At 66.0% G+C, this 17,304-nt stretch carries 16 protein-coding genes; 9 read left to right on the top strand and 7 right to left on the bottom strand.

Annotated elements, in window-relative coordinates; genetic code table 11:
- The first annotated feature begins 2 nt into the window (after positions 1-2).
- The 5 genes from RIN79_RS02200 (at position 3) to RIN79_RS02180 (ending at position 3,379) form a co-directional block, all read left to right on the top strand.
- A complete protein-coding gene (locus RIN79_RS02200) occupies positions 3-491 on the top strand; it encodes a nuclear transport factor 2 family protein (protein WP_309082976.1) in 489 nt (162 codons plus the stop codon).
- Positions 481-1,317 carry an alpha/beta hydrolase gene (locus tag RIN79_RS02195; protein ID WP_309082975.1) on the top strand — a complete coding sequence of 279 codons (837 nt, stop codon included), beginning with the start codon at positions 481-483 and terminating at the stop codon, positions 1,315-1,317. Before RIN79_RS02200 ends, RIN79_RS02195 begins: the two co-directional genes overlap by 11 nt.
- On the top strand, positions 1,314-1,691 hold the full coding sequence (locus tag RIN79_RS02190) for a protocatechuate 3,4-dioxygenase (RefSeq protein WP_309082974.1): 378 nt from the start codon (positions 1,314-1,316) through the stop codon (positions 1,689-1,691). The genes RIN79_RS02195 and RIN79_RS02190 overlap by 4 nt, the downstream gene beginning before the upstream one ends.
- The gene (locus RIN79_RS02185) at positions 1,691-2,530 is read left to right on the top strand and encodes a class III extradiol dioxygenase family protein (RefSeq protein WP_309082973.1); all 840 of its coding nucleotides are present in this window, start codon (positions 1,691-1,693) and stop codon (positions 2,528-2,530) included. The genes RIN79_RS02190 and RIN79_RS02185 overlap by 1 nt, the downstream gene beginning before the upstream one ends.
- Before the next feature lie 117 nt (positions 2,531-2,647).
- Complete coding sequence (locus RIN79_RS02180; protein WP_309082972.1) at positions 2,648-3,379, top strand: GntR family transcriptional regulator; 732 nt, start codon at positions 2,648-2,650, stop codon at positions 3,377-3,379.
- Positions 3,380-3,407: 28 nt separating this feature from the next.
- Here RIN79_RS02180 and RIN79_RS02175 read toward each other — a convergent pair whose 3' ends face one another.
- A complete protein-coding gene (locus tag RIN79_RS02175) occupies positions 3,408-4,319 on the bottom strand; it encodes a LysR family transcriptional regulator (protein ID WP_309082971.1) in 912 nt (303 codons plus the stop codon).
- Positions 4,320-4,420: 101 nt separating this feature from the next.
- On the opposite strand from RIN79_RS02175, the gene mdlC reads away from it, so the two are divergent.
- Together mdlC and RIN79_RS02165 are read left to right on the top strand one after the other, a co-directional pair.
- A complete protein-coding gene (gene mdlC / locus RIN79_RS02170; protein WP_309082970.1) occupies positions 4,421-6,034 on the top strand; it encodes a benzoylformate decarboxylase in 1,614 nt (537 codons plus the stop codon).
- Between the two features lies 1 nt (position 6,035).
- Positions 6,036-7,499 carry an aldehyde dehydrogenase gene (locus RIN79_RS02165; protein WP_309082969.1) on the top strand — a complete coding sequence of 488 codons (1,464 nt, stop codon included), beginning with the start codon at positions 6,036-6,038 and terminating at the stop codon, positions 7,497-7,499.
- 1,181 nt (positions 7,500-8,680) lie between these two features.
- Here RIN79_RS02165 and RIN79_RS02160 read toward each other — a convergent pair.
- The 5 genes from RIN79_RS02160 to RIN79_RS02140 all read right to left on the bottom strand — a co-directional run bounded on the left by RIN79_RS02160 (position 8,681) and on the right by RIN79_RS02140 (position 13,095).
- On the bottom strand, positions 8,681-9,139 hold the full coding sequence (locus RIN79_RS02160; protein WP_309082968.1) for a DUF3237 domain-containing protein: 459 nt from the start codon (positions 9,137-9,139) through the stop codon (positions 8,681-8,683).
- Positions 9,140-9,142: 3 nt separating this feature from the next.
- Complete coding sequence (locus tag RIN79_RS02155) at positions 9,143-10,438, bottom strand: TRAP transporter large permease (protein ID WP_309082967.1); 1,296 nt, start codon at positions 10,436-10,438, stop codon at positions 9,143-9,145.
- Positions 10,435-10,935: a TRAP transporter small permease gene (locus tag RIN79_RS02150; RefSeq protein ID WP_309082966.1), complete on the bottom strand. Its 501-nt coding sequence runs from the start codon at positions 10,933-10,935 to the stop codon at positions 10,435-10,437. The genes RIN79_RS02155 and RIN79_RS02150 overlap by 4 nt, the downstream gene beginning before the upstream one ends.
- 72 nt (positions 10,936-11,007) lie before the next feature.
- Entirely contained in the window at positions 11,008-12,027 is a 1,020-nt protein-coding gene (locus RIN79_RS02145; RefSeq protein WP_309082965.1) for a TRAP transporter substrate-binding protein, read from the bottom strand.
- Positions 12,028-12,075: 48 nt separating this feature from the next.
- On the bottom strand, positions 12,076-13,095 hold the full coding sequence (locus tag RIN79_RS02140) for a TRAP transporter substrate-binding protein (RefSeq protein WP_309082964.1): 1,020 nt from the start codon (positions 13,093-13,095) through the stop codon (positions 12,076-12,078).
- Positions 13,096-13,412: 317 nt separating this feature from the next.
- Between RIN79_RS02140 and RIN79_RS02135 the strand changes: the two genes are divergently transcribed.
- Both RIN79_RS02135 and RIN79_RS02130 read left to right on the top strand, forming a co-directional pair.
- Entirely contained in the window at positions 13,413-15,074 is a 1,662-nt protein-coding gene (locus RIN79_RS02135; RefSeq protein WP_375165857.1) for a thiamine pyrophosphate-requiring protein, read from the top strand.
- Positions 15,067-16,446, top strand: coding sequence for an FAD-linked oxidase C-terminal domain-containing protein (locus RIN79_RS02130; protein WP_309082963.1), 1,380 nt, complete (start codon positions 15,067-15,069; stop codon positions 16,444-16,446). The genes RIN79_RS02135 and RIN79_RS02130 overlap by 8 nt, the downstream gene beginning before the upstream one ends.
- Here the strand turns inward: RIN79_RS02130 and RIN79_RS02125 are convergent.
- Positions 16,443-17,171: an SDR family oxidoreductase gene (locus RIN79_RS02125; protein ID WP_309082962.1), complete on the bottom strand. Its 729-nt coding sequence runs from the start codon at positions 17,169-17,171 to the stop codon at positions 16,443-16,445. The genes RIN79_RS02130 and RIN79_RS02125 overlap by 4 nt on opposite strands.
- Positions 17,172-17,304: the final 133 nt, after the last annotated feature.

Genomic DNA, 17,304 nt, shown 5'->3' with positions numbered 1-17,304 from the left:
CCGTGAGCGACGCATCGAGAGAAGCCGGCGACCTTCGCCTCAGCGACCAGCTGGCGATCCGGGCGCTCAACGACCGGTTCGGCTATCTGCTCGACCACGGCAGGGTCGAGGAGTTCGTCGCGCTCTTCACCCCGGACGTCGTCTATTCCAACGGCGCGCGCATTCTCAATGGGCGCGAGGAAATGCTCGCCTTCTTCCGCCGGAGGGCGGAGAGCGGCCGGGTCTCCAGGCATTTCTATAGCGGCCTGCAGATCACCTTCCTCGGGGAAGACAAGGCTAGCGCGGTCAGCCTCTGGACCACCTTCGCGGGGGAGGGGCCTTTGCCGATCGCACCGGCCACGCCCTTCAACGTCGCCGATGTCGAGGATACCTACAGCCGCTCGCCGGATGGCCAGTGGCTGATCGCCGCGCGCCGCATCACGCCGGTCTTCCTCAGCAAGACCGTTCCGCAACTGCCCACCAAGGATGAGTGGGTGCGCGATGGGAAGTGAGGCCGGCTCCATCGAAATATCCGAAGGACACTTGGCCTATGAGAGCTGCGGCGAGGGCAGCCCGCCCATCGTCCTCCTGCACGGCTTCTCCTTCGATATGCGGGCATGGGAGCCGCAAGTGTCGCTGCTTGCGCGCCGGCACCGGGTGGTGCGCTATGATCTGCGCGGCTTCGGAAAATCCTCGCTGCCGCGCTCCCAATATGATCATGCCGAGGACCTCGCGCGCGTGCTCGATGTTCTCCGGCTCGACAGGCCGCTCCTGGTCGGTCTTTCCTTGGGCGCCAATGTCTCGCTTGCCTTTGCCGCGAAATTTCCCGGTAGGATCGCCGGCCTCGTCCTCGCCTCGCCCGGCCTGCCCGGCTACGAGTGGAAGGAGGAGCGGCCGCCGGACGCGGCGCGGAACTACGCCCGCATCTATGGCGTCGAGGCCGGAAAGCGGTTCTGGCTTTCCCATCCGCTGTTCGCCTCGCTCGCGGATCGCCCCGACGCGCTGGAGGCCGTTCGCGCCATGGTGACCGACTACAGCGGCTGGCACTGGCAGAATCCCGACCTGCAGGCGCCGTCCCTCCCGCTCAGGGATCTGCTAGAAGAGATCCGCGTGCCGGCGCTTGTACTGAAGGGCGAACGCGACGTCGGCGGCTATGGCGAGATCGCGGAGCTTCTCGCGGAGCGGTTGCCCTGCGCCCGGGTGAAGCGTTTTCTGCGCGCCGGACATATGGTCAATTTGGAAGAAAGCGAGGCTTTTTCCGCCGCGGTCCTGGAATTCGCCGCGAGCCTCAATTGGCAGAAGCCGGAGAAAGCCACAAGCAAGGGTGCGGTGTCATGAGCAATTCGATCCCTTTCAATCTCGATCCTCCCGGGACCTACCTTTATACCGGGCAAATGGCGACCAAGGGCTTCAAGCTCACCCGCTTCGGCCTCAGCCTGCGCGATCCGGCCAACCGCGAGCGATTCCTGAAGGACGAGGCGGCCTATATGCGGGAGGCCGGCCTCAACGAGGAGGAGATCCGTCTGGTGCTCGCCCGCGACTGGACGGGACTGATCGAGGCAGGCGGCCATCTCCAGGCCATGCTCAAGGTGGCGGCCACGGTCGGCCAGAATCTCTGGCATATCGGCGCCCACAATGCCGGCATGGAGGTCGAGGAGTTGATGCGCATCTGCCCGCGCACCGTCAGCGCCCTGCCGGAAGGAGAAAAGTGATGGCGAGGATCGTCGGCGGCTTCGGCATCTCCCACACGCCCTCGATGGGCCTCGAATACGACAAGGGCCTTGCGCAGGGTTTCTCGCCACGCTGGCAGAAATGGTATGACGGCACGCGCGGGGTCAAGGCCTGGCTCGAAAGGGCCGCGCCCGACAGGATGATCATCGTCTATAACGACCATCTCAACCATTTCGACTTCAGCGCCTACCCGACCATGGCGATCGGCGTCGCGCCGGAGTTCCGGCAGGCCGACGAGGGCTGGGGCCTCAGGCCTTTTCCGAGCCTTGTGGGCGATGTCGACCTCGGCTGGCACCTGACGGAAAAGCTCGTCCGCGGCGGCTACGATCTCACCGTCTGCCAGGACCTTGCCGTCGACCACGGCATCTATTCCTGGCTGCCTTATCTGATGGACCTGCCCTGGACCATCCCGGTCGTGCCTGTCGCCATCAACATGGTGCGCCACCCGATCCCCACCTCGGAACGGCTGCACCAGTTCGGCAAGGACATCCGCAGGGCGATCGACAGTTTCCCGGGTGAGGACCGGATCGTCGTGGTCGGCACGGGCGGCATGTCGCACCAGATCAGCGGCGCCCGCTTCGGCATCGCCAACGAGACCCTGGACCATTACTTCCTGGAGAAGCTGAAGGACGAGACCGAGGAACTCGTCGCGATTCCGCAGGAGGAGCTGATGCGGCTCGGCGGCACCGAGGCGGCGGAGCTCGCCATCTGGTTCTCCATGCGCGGCGCCCTCTCCGACAAGGTGAAGGAAGTGCACCGCTACTACACCTTCCCAGCCATCACCGGCTGCGGCGTCGTCGTCTACGAAGAGCCGGCCTGAAGCCCCGCCCCGCCGGCGCATCCAGGGCTTCTTCCTCCATGCTGCGCCGCCGCCCGCCTGCTCTGAATTTGCTCGCCTTTCCGCCGCGTGTATACTCGACGCGAAGAGGAGAGGCTGATGGAGCAGAGCACCGGAAGGACCCATGCAATCCGGGCGTTGATCGAGTTGCGCAAGAAGATCCTCAATGGCGAATTGCCCGGCGGCATGCGGCTCTTCGAGGTTCCGCTCGCCGAGCAGCTGAAGATCTCGCGCACGCCCGTGCGCGAGGCGCTGCTGCGGCTCGCCGAGGAAGGGCTCCTGGAGCGGGTGAGGAATGGCGGCTTCGTCGTCAGGACCTTCCGCTACAGCGACCTCATCGACGCGATCGAGCTGCGCGGCGTGATGGAGGGCACGGCCGCCAGGCTCGCCGCCGAGCGCGGCGTGCCGCCGGCGATGCTCGCCCGCATGCAGTCCATCGTCGCCAGCCTCGACGATTGCTTCGGCCCGGCGCCCGCCGATGTGGATTTCGAGGGCTATCGCGAGCTCAACGCGCTCTTCCACAAGGAATTGGCCGCCCTCTGCGGCAGCGAGATCGTGCAGCGCGAGGTGGAGCGTTCCACGCGCTTTCCCTTCGCCTCGCCCTCGGCCTTCCTGCAGGACAGGACGGACCTCCTCGTCTTCCGCCGCTCGCTCAACACCGCCCAGGAGCAGCACAGGGCCATCGTCTCCGCCATCGCCGACCGGGAGGGCTTCCGCGCCGAGGCGCTCGCCCGAGAGCATGCGCGCGCCGCCCGCCGCAACCTGGAATATGTCATGAACGAGGACCGCAGCCTCATCGGCCAGGTGCCGGGCCTGGCGCTGGTCGTCTGACGCGCCGGCGATCCCGACGCGCGGCTCCTCAGGCAGGCTCCTCCAAGTGCTCCGCCGTGCGGCGGATGCACTGGATGAGGATGGCGGCCGACGGCGACATCAGCCCCTTCTTGCGCCGGTAGACGCGGAAGGTCCGCGTCCAGTCCAGTTCCGCGACGGGCACGCGCGCAAGCTCCCCGCGCTCCACCTCCTCCCGCACCAGCGGCAGCGGCATCCAGCACAGAAGGTCGCCCGCCAGCGCCGCCGCCTTGATCACCTGCACCGAGCGGGAGACGATCGATGGCGGCTTCGGCTCCATGGCACGGCCGTGGAAACGGCGCAGCCATTCGCGCACGATCGGCGTCCCCGCCGGGGGCAGGGCCCAGTCCTCCCGCGCCACGTCCTCGAGCGAAATCCGCGCGCGCTTCAGGAGCGGGTTGCCCGTGCCGGCATAGGCGGACACGATGTCGTGGAAGGCGTCCGGCATCGCCAGGGCGATCTCGTCGTCGGCATAGGGCTCGGGCGAGATCGCAAGGTCGAGGTCGCCGCTCTTCAGCCGGTCCAAGAGCCTGTCCTCCAGCTCCTCCACGATCCGGAACTGCACATCCGGGTGGTGCTGCCGCATCTGCCTTATGGCGCCGACGAGCAGCCCGCCGAGCACGCTGGCCACACCGCCGACCCGCACCACGCCGCGGCTTGCGCCGCGCATCTGCCGGATCAGGTCGTCGGCATTGCCCGCCTCGGAAACCAGCAGCTTGGCATAGGGCAGAAGCGCCTCTCCATAGAGGGTGGGCACGACGCCGCGCGTGTTGCGCTCGAAAAGCGGCACGCCGTAGCCGGCCTCCAGAAGCTTGATCGTGCGCGTCACCGCCGGCTGCGTCATGTTCAGCGCCGCGGCTGCGCGGCCAAGGCTGCCGCGCCGGACGCACTCGATCAGGACGGCAGCGGATCTCAGGTCCAAGGTCATGCCGAACAGTAATGGCTTTGTGAAAATTCATCAATTCCCGCAAAGGGGTGGTTCTGGCAAAATCCCTTCGGCAAAAATCTTGCCCGGGAGGAAAAATGAACAGGATCGTGCCCGATCCCCTGTTCGCCAGGACGGCGCGCAAGACCGTGCGCGAGGTGGTGTTCGACTTCATGCGTGCGCATGGCATGGACCGGATCTTCGGCAATCCGGGCTCGACCGAGCTACCGATGTTCGCCGACCTTCCGCCTGATCTCTCCTATGTGCTGGGGCTGCAGGAATCGGTCGTGGTCGGCATGGCTGACGGCTATGCCCAGGTCACGCGCAAGGCCGCCTTCATCAACCTGCACTCGGCCGCGGGCCTCGGCCATGCGCTCGGCAATGTATACACCGCCTTCCGCAACCGCTCGCCGCTCATCATAACGACGGGCCAGCAGACGCGCGAGCTCCTGCCCTACGACCCCTTCCTCTTCGCCGAAAGCCCGACGGAATTCCCGAAGCCTTATGTGAAATGGGCCTACGAGCCGGCGCGGGCGGAGGATGTGCCCGCTGCGCTGGCGCGCGCCTATCACATGGCCATGCAGGCGCCGCGCGGGCCGGTCGTGCTCTCGGTGCCGCTCGGCGATTGGGACCAGATCGCCGCCCCGCTCGAGCCGCGCCAGGTCTCCACCGTGCTCGGCTGCGATCCCGCAGCGCTCGACGAGCTTGGCAAGGCCCTCGGCCGGGCGAAGGCGCCGGTGATCGTCGTCGGCCCGGGCGCCGATATTGACGAGGCATGGGACGGCACGGTAGCGCTCGCCGAAGCGCTGCAGGCCAGGGTGTGGGCGAGCCCGCTTTCCCCGCGCTGCAGCTTCCCGGAGCGGCATCCGCTCTTTGCTGGCTTCCTGCCCGCCTATCAGCCGGGCATCTCCGATTGCCTTTCGGGCGCCGACTTCGTCCTGGTGCTCGGCGCGCCCGTCTTCACCTATCATTTCGTCGGCGGCGGCACCGCTCATATCCCATCGGGCGCCGAGCTCTGCCTCATTTCCGACGACCCGAAGCAGATCGCGGCCGCCGCCGTCGGCCGGGCCATCTGCGGCAATATCCGGCTCGCGACGGAAGGGCTTCTGGCGCGCATCGGCAGGCGCGAGGAGCGGCGCGACGGGCCGGCGCGGACGATCCCGCGCCTGCCGGAAGCGGACGGCATTTCCGCCGAATTCTTCTACCAGACCCTGTCGGACCTGCGCTCGAAGGACAGCATCGTCGTCGAGGAGGCGCCGAGCGCCCGCGACGCGCTGCACGACTTCTTCCCCATCGAGCGGCCCGGCGGCTTCTTCGCCACCGCGAGCGGCGGGCTTGGCTACGGCCTGCCGGCTGCGGTCGGCGCGGCGCTCACCAGTCCCCCGCAGCCCGTCATCGGCATCATCGGCGACGGCTCCAGCCTCTATTCGATTCAGGCGCTGTGGTCGGCGGCGGAATATGACGTCGACCTTCTGGTCATCATCCTCAACAATGGCGGCTACAGCGCCCTCAAGGGCTTTGCCAAGAAGAGCCAGGCCGTCAGCATGGCCGGCGTCGAAATCGGGCACATGGATTTCGTCGCGATTGCCGAGGCACAGGGCTGCCGGGCGGTAAGATGCGCGAATGGCCGCGAGCTGCGGTCCTGCCTGCGGAACCTTCTCGACATGAAGGGACCGCGGCTTCTTGAAGTTGTTCTGACGGAGGAGAACTGACATGAACGTCATGGCGAAAAAGATAGAAGCGCCGAAGGCGCCCGAGAAATTCTTCATCGGCGGCGAATGGGTGCAGCCGCTGTCCAACAAGATGCTGGAGGTGGTTTCGCCGGTCACCGAGGAGGTGGTGCTCAGCTATCCCGAGGCGAGCCAGGCGGATATGGACCGGGCGGTCGCCGCCGCGCGCGAGGCCTTCGACAACGGGCCGTGGCCGCGCATGAGCCCGGCCGAGCGCGCCGGCTATCTGCGCAAGGTAGCCGAGCTCCTCGCCGAGCGGCTCGACGACATCGCCCATGCCTGGACGCTGCAGGTGGGCGCGCCGATCATGCTGACGAAGAAGCTCGTCGGCCAGAACCCGACGCTCTTCAACTATTATGCCGATCTTGCCGAGAGCTATCCCTTCGTGGACGACCGCCAGCGCGACGACGGCGGCAAGGTGAAGGTGGTGCGCGAGCCGGTCGGCGTCTGCGCGGCGATCACGCCGTGGAACGCGCCGCTCGTGCTGCTCTCCTACAAGGTGGCGGCAGGGCTTGCGGCGGGCTGCACGATCGTGGCGAAGCCCTCGCCCGAGACGCCGCTCGAAGCCTATATGCTGGCCGAATGCATCGAGAAGGCAGGGCTTCCCAAGGGCGTGTTCAACCTCGTGCCCGCCGGCCGCGAGAGCGGCGACTACCTGGTGCGCCACAAGGATATTGACAAGGTGGCCTTCACCGGCAGCACGGCGGCCGGCAAGCATATCGCTGCGGTCTGCGCCGAGCGCCTCGCGCGGGTCAGCCTGGAGCTCGGCGGCAAGTCGGCGGCGATCCTGCTGGACGACGCCGACTTCGCCAAGGCGCTGCCGAGCCTCATGGTCTATTCCATGCCCATCACTGGCCAGGTCTGCTTTTCGCTGACGCGCGTCCTCGTGCCGGAGGCGCGCAAGCAGGAGTTTTTGGACATGTTCCTCGGCGCCGTCTCCAACATCAAGGTCGGCGACCCCTTCGATCCGGGCACCCATATGGGCCCGCTGACGATGGAAAGGCAGCTCACGCGGGTGCAGGGCTATATCGAATCCGGCCGCAGCGAAGGCGCCACGATCGCCTGCGGCGGCGGCCGGCCGCAGGGTCTCGACAAGGGCTACTATATCGAGCCGACTGTCTTCACCGATGTGAAGCCGGAGATGAAGATCTTCCAGGAGGAGATCTTTGGACCGGTCGTCTCGGTCGTCACCTATACGGATGAGGAGGACGCGATCCGCAAGGCCAATGATTCCACCTATGGCCTCAGCGGGGCGATCTACACCTCCAATCCGGAGCGCGGCTATGAAGTGGCCCGCCGCATCCGCACCGGCAGCGTCACGGTCAACGGCATGATCGTCGATCCGAAACACCCGTTCGGCGGCTTCAAGCAGTCGGGCATGGGCCGCGAAGGCGGGCCTGAGGGCCTCGACAACTATGTGGAGGTCAAGACCATCCACTTCGCCTGACGGAGTGTGGGGCCGCGGAGGGGAGCGCAGAGCGCCGCCCACCCGCTGTCACCCGGCCATGGGCGCAAACGCTCACCCTTCCCCTTGTGGGAAGGGGCGACCGGCAAAGCCGGGCGGAGTGGAGTGTTTGGAGGCGCAGAAATGAAGCCTGCTTCGCTCATCGGGGTAAGCCCGAAGACGACGATTGGCGGGGACTCTTTCGCCCTCGTCATCCTCGGGCTTGACCCGAGGATCCATGCCTGAACGCCGTCGCGCCGCCGGCGGTCGTGGAAGGGGGTGCCGGGTTTGGAAACGCAGCAGAGAGGTCAGGTCTTCGAGCCACCCCTCTCTTGCGATTTCTAGCACTTAGCCTTCGCTTCGCTTCAGCTAAGGTGCTGAAATCGCTTTCTCCCCCGCAAGGGGGGAGATAGGCGCTTGCGCCGACGCGTCTGCAAATCGCTCACCTCGGTGATCGGCGGAAAGGCCCGATGCCGGCGATATCTCCCCCCTTGCGGGGGAGAAAGCGTTTTCCTGCACTTGCGAGCGGGCTTGTCCCCGAGCAAGTGCTTGGAAACGCAAGAGAGGGGCTCTTTCGACCATCCCTCCTCGCAAGGCGGATGAGGATGTGGATCGATTCTCCCGCCCGCAAAAAAATTCGCCAGCAAAAACAAGGGACCACTCACTTTTTTCGCCCTTTCCGGCTGTTTTTTATCCACCCCTTTCCGCCCTCCCTTATCATCTGCCCATCGCTCTTGCGGGAACCGGGTCCGGACCGGGGATCAGGGAGAGCGGCGGCAACCTCCCCCTCCAGGGAACGGTACCTGGAGGCATGATGAGGGCCCGCGACAGGCCGGCGGTGCCGGGGTGCTGGGTGACAGACAGCACTTCGGAAAAACGGGTGTCGGGTGAGAGACGACACTGCGGAAACCGCGGAGAAGCCGCTAGGGCTTTTCCTTCGGCCCGGCTAAGACCACCCCCTTCATTGGGTGCAGCCGGGACGGAGACGAAGCCCGAGTGACCGGCCAATGTCGGGACAGCGGCCGGCGGGGCGCGTGGAACGCGCCACATAAACTAACAGAGAGGCTCGGATCACGCGCCCCGCTTCCCACCTTCCTCAATGGCCAGACGGCGAAAGCCGGGCGTGGCGGCGATGAAACGCGCCTTCAGGATCTCCTCGCATGAACCCACGTGAGCGCAGGGATTCAAAGCACCTCGAAGATATCGATCCTGACGGAATCCTTCAGCCGTTCGCCGGTGCCGAGAAAAATCGTGCGGTTCAGCCAGGCATAGCGCGGGTCGCCGGTATGGAAGCGCGGATGGGTGCGCATATAGTAGAGCGCGGGATCGACCTGCTCGCCGGCCGCCAGGCGCGCCATCACCTCGTCGGGTCCGTGGCGGAAGCCGAAATTCCGCACGTCGATCACCGCGCCGTCATCGGTCTCGATCGCGTAGCGGGTGTCGAGCTCGGCATAACCGTCGGCAAAAATGGTCTGCCAGTCCGCGCCGAGATTGAGGATGCGGCCGGAGAGGCGCTCGCCTTCCACCACGCCGCCGATGATGGGGATGATGCGCCAGCGGGCGCCGGTGCCGCTTCCCTTCTCGATCGGCGGCGCGAGCTCGGCAGTGATGCGGCAGAGCGGCCGGAGGGAGGGAGGCTGCATGGCTTACCTCATGGTCATCGGCAGCCACAGCGCGATGGCCGGGAAGATCACCAGGATCACCAGCCGCAGGATATCGGCCGCGATGAAGGGCCCAACCCCCCGGAAGATGGTGGTGAGCTTCACGTCCTTGGCTATGGAATTTATGACGAACATGTTGATGCCGACCGGCGGCGTGATCATGCCGAGCTGGCACGACGTCACCAGGATGACGCCGAACCAGATCGGGTCGAAGCCCAGATGCACGATGACGGGGAAGACGATCGGCACCATCAGGACGATCATCGCCATCTCGTCCATCAGGGCGCCGGCGATGAAGAAGAAGGCGAGGATCAGCCCCAGCGTGCCATAGGCGCCGAGATCAAGGCCCACCAGAAGCGCGGTCAGCTTCTGCGGCGACTGGGTGATGGCCAGAAAATAGCCGAACAGCATCGCGCCGATCAGTACCGTGTAGAGCACGACGGAGGTGCGCAGCGCCTCCACCAGGCTGTCGAGGATGCTCCGCGTGTTGAGCCGCCCGCGCATGATGCCAATGAGCATCGTGGCGAAGGCGCCGACGGCGGCCGCTTCCGTGGGCGTTGCGATGCCGAGATAAATGACGCCGATGACGGCGATGAAGAGCAGCACCACGGCCCAGACGTCGCGCAGCGAGGCAAAAGCTTCGCGCAGGTCGAAGCGCTTGCCCGGCGGCAGCCGCTTGCCATGGGCCACCAGCACTGTTCCCATATACATCGCCGTCGCCAGGACGCCCGGGAAAATGCCCGCCATGAAAAGCTGGCCGACATCCGTCTCGGTCAAATAGCCGTAGACGACCATCACAACCGAGGGCGGAATGAGGATGCCGAGCGTGCCGCCGGCGGCAATGACGCCGGTGGAGGTCGCGTCGTGATAGCCGGCGCCGCGCATCTCCGGCAAGGCCACGCGCGTCATGGTGGCGGCGGTGGCGACGGAGCTGCCGCAGATCGCGGCAAAGCCGGCGCAGGCGGAGATCGTCGCAAGGGCAAGGCCGCCGCGGAAAGAGCCGAGCCAGGCATTGCCGGTGCGGAAGAGCTCGCGCGACATGCCGGAATTGGTGGCGAAGGCGCCCATCAGGATGAAGAAGGGCACCAGCGTCAGGTTGAAGTCGGTGACGACGCGAAAGGGCGAGGTGGTGAGAAGGTTGAGCGCCGGCATCATGCCGCGCATTGCGGCAAAGCCGAACACGCCGACCAGCCCCATGGCAATACCGATGGGCACGCGCAGCGCCATCAGCACGAACATGGCGATGAAGCCGATGATGGCGGTGAGGTCGCCCATGCTCATTCGATCTGGCCCTCCACGCCATGCGACTGCGTTCCCGCCCGCACCCGGGAGAGGGCGAAAATGAGCGTGATCACGCTCGCGGCGCAGCCGAGCCAGATCAGGCCCAGCATCGGCCAGACCGGCAGCCGCAGATCGAAGGTGCTTTCATTGCTGGCATAGGCGCTCGTGACGCGCGTATAGGTCATCACGGCGAGAAGGACCGTGAAGAACAGCATCGTGACCCATGCGAAGAGGTCCAGCGCCAGTTTCCAGCGGCGCGACAGGACCTCCCACAGAAGGTCGACGGCGATATGGCCGCCGCGATACGCGACGGAGGCAAAGCCCCACATGACGCAGGCGCCGATCAGGAGGCGCGACAGGTCGAATGCGTCCGGCACGGCCCAGGAGAAGAGATACCGGCTGGCCGTCGAAGCGACGATCAGGATCGTGCAGAGTCCCAGAAGGACGCCGGCGACGATATCGACTGCCGTGCAGAACCGTTCGATAAGGCGACCCATCCTTGCCTTCCCCCCGTCAATGGTGAGGCAGGCGCGGCGGCGCCTGCCCCGATGAACACGCCATGCGCCGCACTATTCGATGTAGGAATCGTGCTTCTTCAGGGTCTCAACCAGCCCGTTCCAGGCAGCCTCGGCGTCGATCCCCTTCGCCGCCGCCGCCTGCCGCCACTCCTCATTGAGCGGGGCCGTGGCCTCCTTCCACTGGGTTACTTCCTCGGGCGTGGGCTCGTAGAGCGTGTGGTTGCCCAGATCGATGATCTTCTGGCGCCCGGCCGCCTCCGCATCGGCCCATTTTTCGGCCATCTTCTGCGCCTGCTCGGGCGTGCAGTGGTCGTCGATGACCTTGCGGTCCTCGGGCGCAAGCCCATCGATCTTCGCCTTGTTCATCACGAAGGCGAAGGTGGTCACGTAAAAGGGCATGTCGAGGTGATGAGTGACCACGTCCTGGATGCCAAAGGTGAAGAGCGAGTTCCAGGGCGAGGCAGTCATGTCGGCAGCGCCCTTGTTGATCAGGTCGCGCATCTCGCCGGCGGGAACCTGCACCGAGGTGGCGCCGAGCGCGTTCACCATGCGCGCCATGGTGCCATGCGCCGGGCGTATGGTCTTGCCGCGCAGGTCCGAGGGTACCTGGATCGGCCCCTTGGTGCCGTGCAGTGTGCCGGGATCGTGCAGATGCACCATGCAGAAATAGACGTCCGACATCTCCTTGTCGACATGCTGGCGGTACCACTCGTCGAGCGCGCGCGAGCCGGCCTTGGCGTTGGAGATGGTGAAGGGGATCTCGCCGGCGGCGATGATCGGGAAGCGGCCGGGCTGATAGCCCGGATTGATGAAGGCTATGTCGGTGACGCCGTCGCGCGCCATGTCGTAATGGTCGGGCGCGGCGCCGAGCTGCGAGGCGGGATAGATGGTGATCTCGATCCGCCCGTTGGAGGCCTGCTTGATGGACTCCGCCCAGGGCTCCATGCCGCCGGGCTGCAGCGGGTGCGTGGGCGGCACCCAATGGGAAAGCGTCAGTTCGACCTCGGCGGCCTGCGCCACGGCCGTCATGGCCGCGACCGCCGCCGAAGCAAGCAGGGTCCTCAACTTCATTCTATCCTCCCAGATAATTTGCGACTGCCGGAACTTTTCCTCCGGCAGTCATTCTCCCGCAAATGAGTCGTACTTCTTCAGCGCCTCGACAAGCCCGTTCAGGATCGGCTCCGGATCCATGCCGGCCTTGGTGATGGTCGCTTTCCATTCCTCCGTCAGCGGCGCGGCCGCGTCTTTCCACTGCTGCGCCTCTTCGGCATTCGGCTTGTGCAGCGTGTGCTTGGGATCGGCGGCGATCTTGTCACGCCCGGCCGCCTCGACATCGGCCCAGCCGCTCGACATCTTCTCCGCCCATTCCGGCGTGCAGTGATCCTCGATCACCTTGCGGTCCTCGGGCGACAGACCATCCATCTTGGCCTTGTTGATCACGAAGGCGTTGATGGAAGCGTAGATCGGCATGTCGAGGTGATGCGTGACGAGCGTGTCGGCGCCGAAGATGAAAAGCGATTCCCACGGCGCCTGCGTCATGTCGGCCGTGCCCTTGGAGAGCACCTCGCGCATCTCGGCGGCCGAGACCTGAACCGAGGCGCCGCCGAGCAGGTTGACGAAGCGCGCCTCGGTGGCGTTCGCCGGGCGCACATTCTTGCCGCGCACGTCCTCGGGCACGAGAATGCGCGACTTGCCGTGGAAGGTGCCGGGATCATGCGTCAGGGCCATGCAAAAATAGGTGTCCGACATCTCCCTTTCTGCATAGGGCTTGTACCACTCGGTGAGGGCACGCACGCCGCCCTTGGCGTTGGCGAAATGGAAGGGCAGCTCCGCCGCGGCCATGATCGGGAAGCGGCCGGGCTGGTAGCCGGGATTGATGAAGCCGATATCGACGACGCCGTCGCGCGCCATGTCGTAGTGATCGGCCGCCGCGCCGAGCTGCTGCGCTGGGAAGATCTGGATCTCGATCCGGCCGTTCGAGGCCTCGCTGATGGACTTTGCCCAGGGCTCCATTCCCGTCACCTGAAGCGGGTGCGTTCCCGGCACCCAGTGCGAGAGGGTGAGTTCGACTTCCGCCGCCATCCCAGCCTGCGCGGTTCCGAGGGCAAGCGCCAGGGCTGCCAGAGTTCGTGTATACATTCTTCCTCCCAGATCGACGCGTGGACACGTGCTCCTGCTGCACATCCTGTTCCACGTTTCTGCCGTGAAGTTCATCACAGGATTTCTCTCAACACAAGGCTTTCTGCCGCAGATTCCGGAGCAGGCCGCTTCCTGCAACGGGGGCCGTCGGCCGCGGAGCGGGCAGGCCGGGCAGCCCGCGTGCTCTGCTGGCCGTGAATACACGTATGGACATGGCGGCTGGAATGAGAACATATTAAGGATCGGCGGAGTGCGGCGCTCGGGCCGGCGTCCGGATCAACGCCGGGCATCCCTGCGCAAGAACAAAGGAATGGGCCATGAAGGTCGGCGAAGCGATCGTCGAAATCCTCAAACGCGAAGGCGTTGAGATGATCATCGGGTACCCGGTGAACCATATCCTGGAATATGCCGCGATGGCTGATGTGCGGCCGATCATCGTGCGCCAGGAGCGGACGGGGATCCATATGGCCGATGCCATCTCGCGGCTGAGCTCGGGCGGAAAGATCGGCGTCTTCGCCATGCAGCTCGGCCCGGGCACGGAGAACTCCTACGGCGCGATCGCGCAGGCCTATTCCGAATCCGTGCCGATCCTGGTCTTGCCCGGCGGCTACCCGCGGCGGCTGGCGCATGTGGAGCCGAACTACAACGCCGTCATCTCCATGCGCGACATCACCAAGTCCGCCGAGCCCATCAATGTGCCGGCGGACATTCCGAACATTTTTCGCCGTGCCTTCTCGCGGCTGCGCAACGGCACAAAAGCGCCGGTCCTCGTGGAGATACCGAACGACATCTGGAACGAAGAGGTGCCGGAGCCGCTGTCCTACAGGCCCGTCGTCTCGACGCGCAGCGGCCCCGACCCGCAAGCCGTCGCCGAGGCGGCGGAGCTGCTCGCCCGCGCGAAGCGCCCGGTCATCTATGCGGGGCAGGGGGTGCACTATGCGCGGGCCTGGCCGCAGCTGCGGGCGCTTGCCGAGCGGCTCGCGATCCCTGTCTGCACAAGCCTTGAAGGTAAGAGCGCCTTTCCGGAGAACCATCCGCTGGCATTGGGATCGGGTGGCGCGGCGATACCGAAAACGGTGCGCCATTTCCTCGACGAGGCCGACCTCATCTTCGGCATCGGCTGCTCCTTCACCGAAACCTCCTTCGGCGTGCAGATGCCGCGCGGCAAGACCGTCATCCACGGCACGCTTTCGGCCGACCATATCAACAAGGACTATGAGGCCGCCGTCGCGCTGGTCGGCGATGCCGGGCTCATCCTGGATGGGGTGCTCGCCGAGCTCGACCGGCGCGGCGTCTCCGCGCGCCCGCATGAGGAGATCGCGAAAGAGATCGCCAAAGTGCGCGAAAGCTGGCTCGCCGAATGGATGCCCAGGCTCACCTCCGACGAGGCGCCGATGACGCCATATCGGGTGCTGTGGGATCTGCAGAAGACCGTCGACGTCGCCAACACCATCATCACCCACGACGCGGGCAGCCCGCGCGACCAGCTTTCGCCCTTCTGGGTCACCACCGAACCGCTCACCTATATCGGCTGGGGCAAGTCCACCCAGCTAGGCTACGGGCTTGGCCTTGCCATGGGCGCCAAGCTCGCCTGTCCGGACAAGCTGTGCATCAATGTGTGGGGAGACGCGGCGATCGGCTTCACGGGCATGGATTTCGAGACGGCGGTCCGGGAGCGCATCCCGATCCTTTCCATCCTGCTCAACAATTTCTCCATGGCCATGGAGCTGCCGATCATGGGCGTCTCCACGGAAAAGTACCGTGCCACCGACATTTCCGGAAACTATGCCGAGTTCGCCAAGGCGCTCGGCGGCTATGGCGAGCGCATCACCGAGCCGAGCGAGATCATCCCGGCCATCCGGCGCGGTATAGAGCAGACGCAGAAGGGGGTTCCCGCCTTGCTCGAATTCATCACGAGCAAGGAGCTCGCCGCTTCCAAATATCCTGCCGGGGCGGCGAGGGGCGGCCATTATGTCTGAAGCGGCGCTGCGCGTCATCGACATGCTGAAGCCGGTCCTCGGCGACCGGCTGGTCACATCCGGCGCCGTGCGCGAGCACCACAGCCGCGATACCTCGCGCCTGCCGCCGGCCATGCCTGACGCCGTCGCCTTCCCGCAGACGGAGGAGGAGGTGCAGACGATCGTGCGTGCCTGCGCCGCCCACGGCGTGCCGGTGGTTCCCGTCGGCGCCGGCTCCTCGATGGAGGGCCACACCATCCCGATCAAAGGCGGGATCTCGGTCAGCACGCGCGAGATGAACCGCATCCTGGAGGTGCGGCCGGAGGATTTCATTGCTGTGATCCAGCCGGGCGTGACGCGCAAGCAGCTTAACGCCGAGCTGCGCGACACCGGCCTGATGTTCCCCGTTGATCCCGGCGCGGACGCTTCGCTGGGCGGCATGGCCTCGACGCGCGGCAGCGGGACGACGGCGGTGCGCTACGGCACGATGCGGGAGAACGTGATGGCGCTGCGCGTCGTCACGCCGGAGGGAACCGCGATCCGCACCGGATCGCGCGCGAAAAAGTCATCGACCGGCTATGATCTCACGCATCTTTTCGTCGGCGCGGAAGGGACGCTCGGCATCATCACCGAACTGACTGTGCGCCTGCACCCGATCCCGGAGGAGGTCTCCTCCGCGATCTGCTCCTTCACCAGTGTGCGCAGCGCCGTCGAGGCCGTGATCGCGACGGTGCAGTACGGCATTCCTGTGGCGCGCGTCGAGTTCCTCGACGAGGTCGCCATATCGGGAGTGAACAACTACTCGAAGCTCGCGCTCGAGGTCGCGCCGACGCTCCTGTTCGAGTTCCACGGCACGCCGGCGTGGGTTGCCGAGCAGTCGCGCATTGCCGAGGAGATCTGCACCGACCAAGGCGGGAACGGCTTCCGCTGGTCCACCGACGCCGACGAGCGGGCACGGCTATGGCAGGCGCGGCATGACCTGTTCTGGGCAACAAAGGCGATCCGGCCCGGCTGTGACCTTTATACGAGCGACATCTGCGTGCCGATCTCGCGGCTTGCCGAAAGCATCGTTGCGGCGCGCGAGGACATCGACGCGTCGACGCTGACCGGGCAGATCGTCGGCCATGTGGGCGACGGCAACTACCACACGGCCTATCTCATCGACCCCGACAGCCCGGCCGACCTGGCAGAAGCGGAAAGGCTCTCCGACCGGCTCGTGGAGCGGGCGCTCGCCGTCGGCGGCACGGCCAGCGGAGAGCACGGCATCGGCATAGCCAAGCTGAAATTCATGCGGCGCGAGCACGGGGCTGCCGTCGACGTGATGAAGCGGATCAAGGCCGCGCTCGATCCTGCCGGTATCATGAATCCCGGCAAGATGGGGCAGGAGGGCTAGCCGCGCCCGAGGAAAGGAACGCGGACGGGGAGGATCGTCGTGTCGAGCACCGCGATGTCGGAGGGCAGGCTCGCCATCAGCACGACGAGGCGCCCGAGATCGGCTGGCTCGATCCGGTCGGTCTCCAGCCTGTCCGTGACGCCGGGGACGAGCGAACTCACCGTGGCGCCGGGATGCACGGCGCAGGCGGTGATGTTGTGCTCCCGGCCGTCGAGCGCCATGGAGCGCGTGAGCCCCTCGAGGGCGAATTTGCTGGCCGTATAGGCGACCGAGTGTGGGCGGGGGGATTTCGCCGACAAGGAGCCGATATTGATGATGCGCCCGCCGCCGTTCCGCTTCATGACGCGAATGGCCTCACGGCTGCACAGGAAGGCCGAGGTCAGGTTCGTGTCGAGCACTTCCCGCCAGCGCTCCAGCTCCAGCGCATCGGTCGGCGTGGCGTCAGCGATCCCGGCATTGTTGACGAGGATATCGACCGGGCCGGCGCGCCGTTCCGTCTCGCGGAAAAGGTTCAGCACGTCGGCCTCGATCGTCACATCGGTGGGCACGGCGAAGGCCGTTCCGCCCTCGCGGCCGATTTCCTCGACGATGGCGACCAGCTTGTCGGCGCTGCGCGCTGCCAGGACGGTGACGGCGCCGTCGCGCGCCAGTTCCCTCGCGATGCCGAGTCCGATGCCGCTGCTGGCGCCCGTGACGATGGCCACCTTGCCCCTGATCGATTCCATTCCTGTCTCCTCAGTGATGGCGGCGCCCCCGAGCGCCTTGACCATTCTGCCTCTTGCTGGCGTCCTATCGGCAGCCGCACCTCGATCGCCGCACGCCGCGGGACGACGGTGTTGCCGGCTGGACGTCGCGTAA

The sequence above is a fragment of the Chelativorans sp. genome (assembly GCF_031180965.1).
GTDB lineage: Bacteria > Pseudomonadota > Alphaproteobacteria > Rhizobiales > Rhizobiaceae > Chelativorans.
Note: the sequence above shows the minus strand (reverse complement) of the source record. Positions and strands in the feature narration are given on the sequence as shown.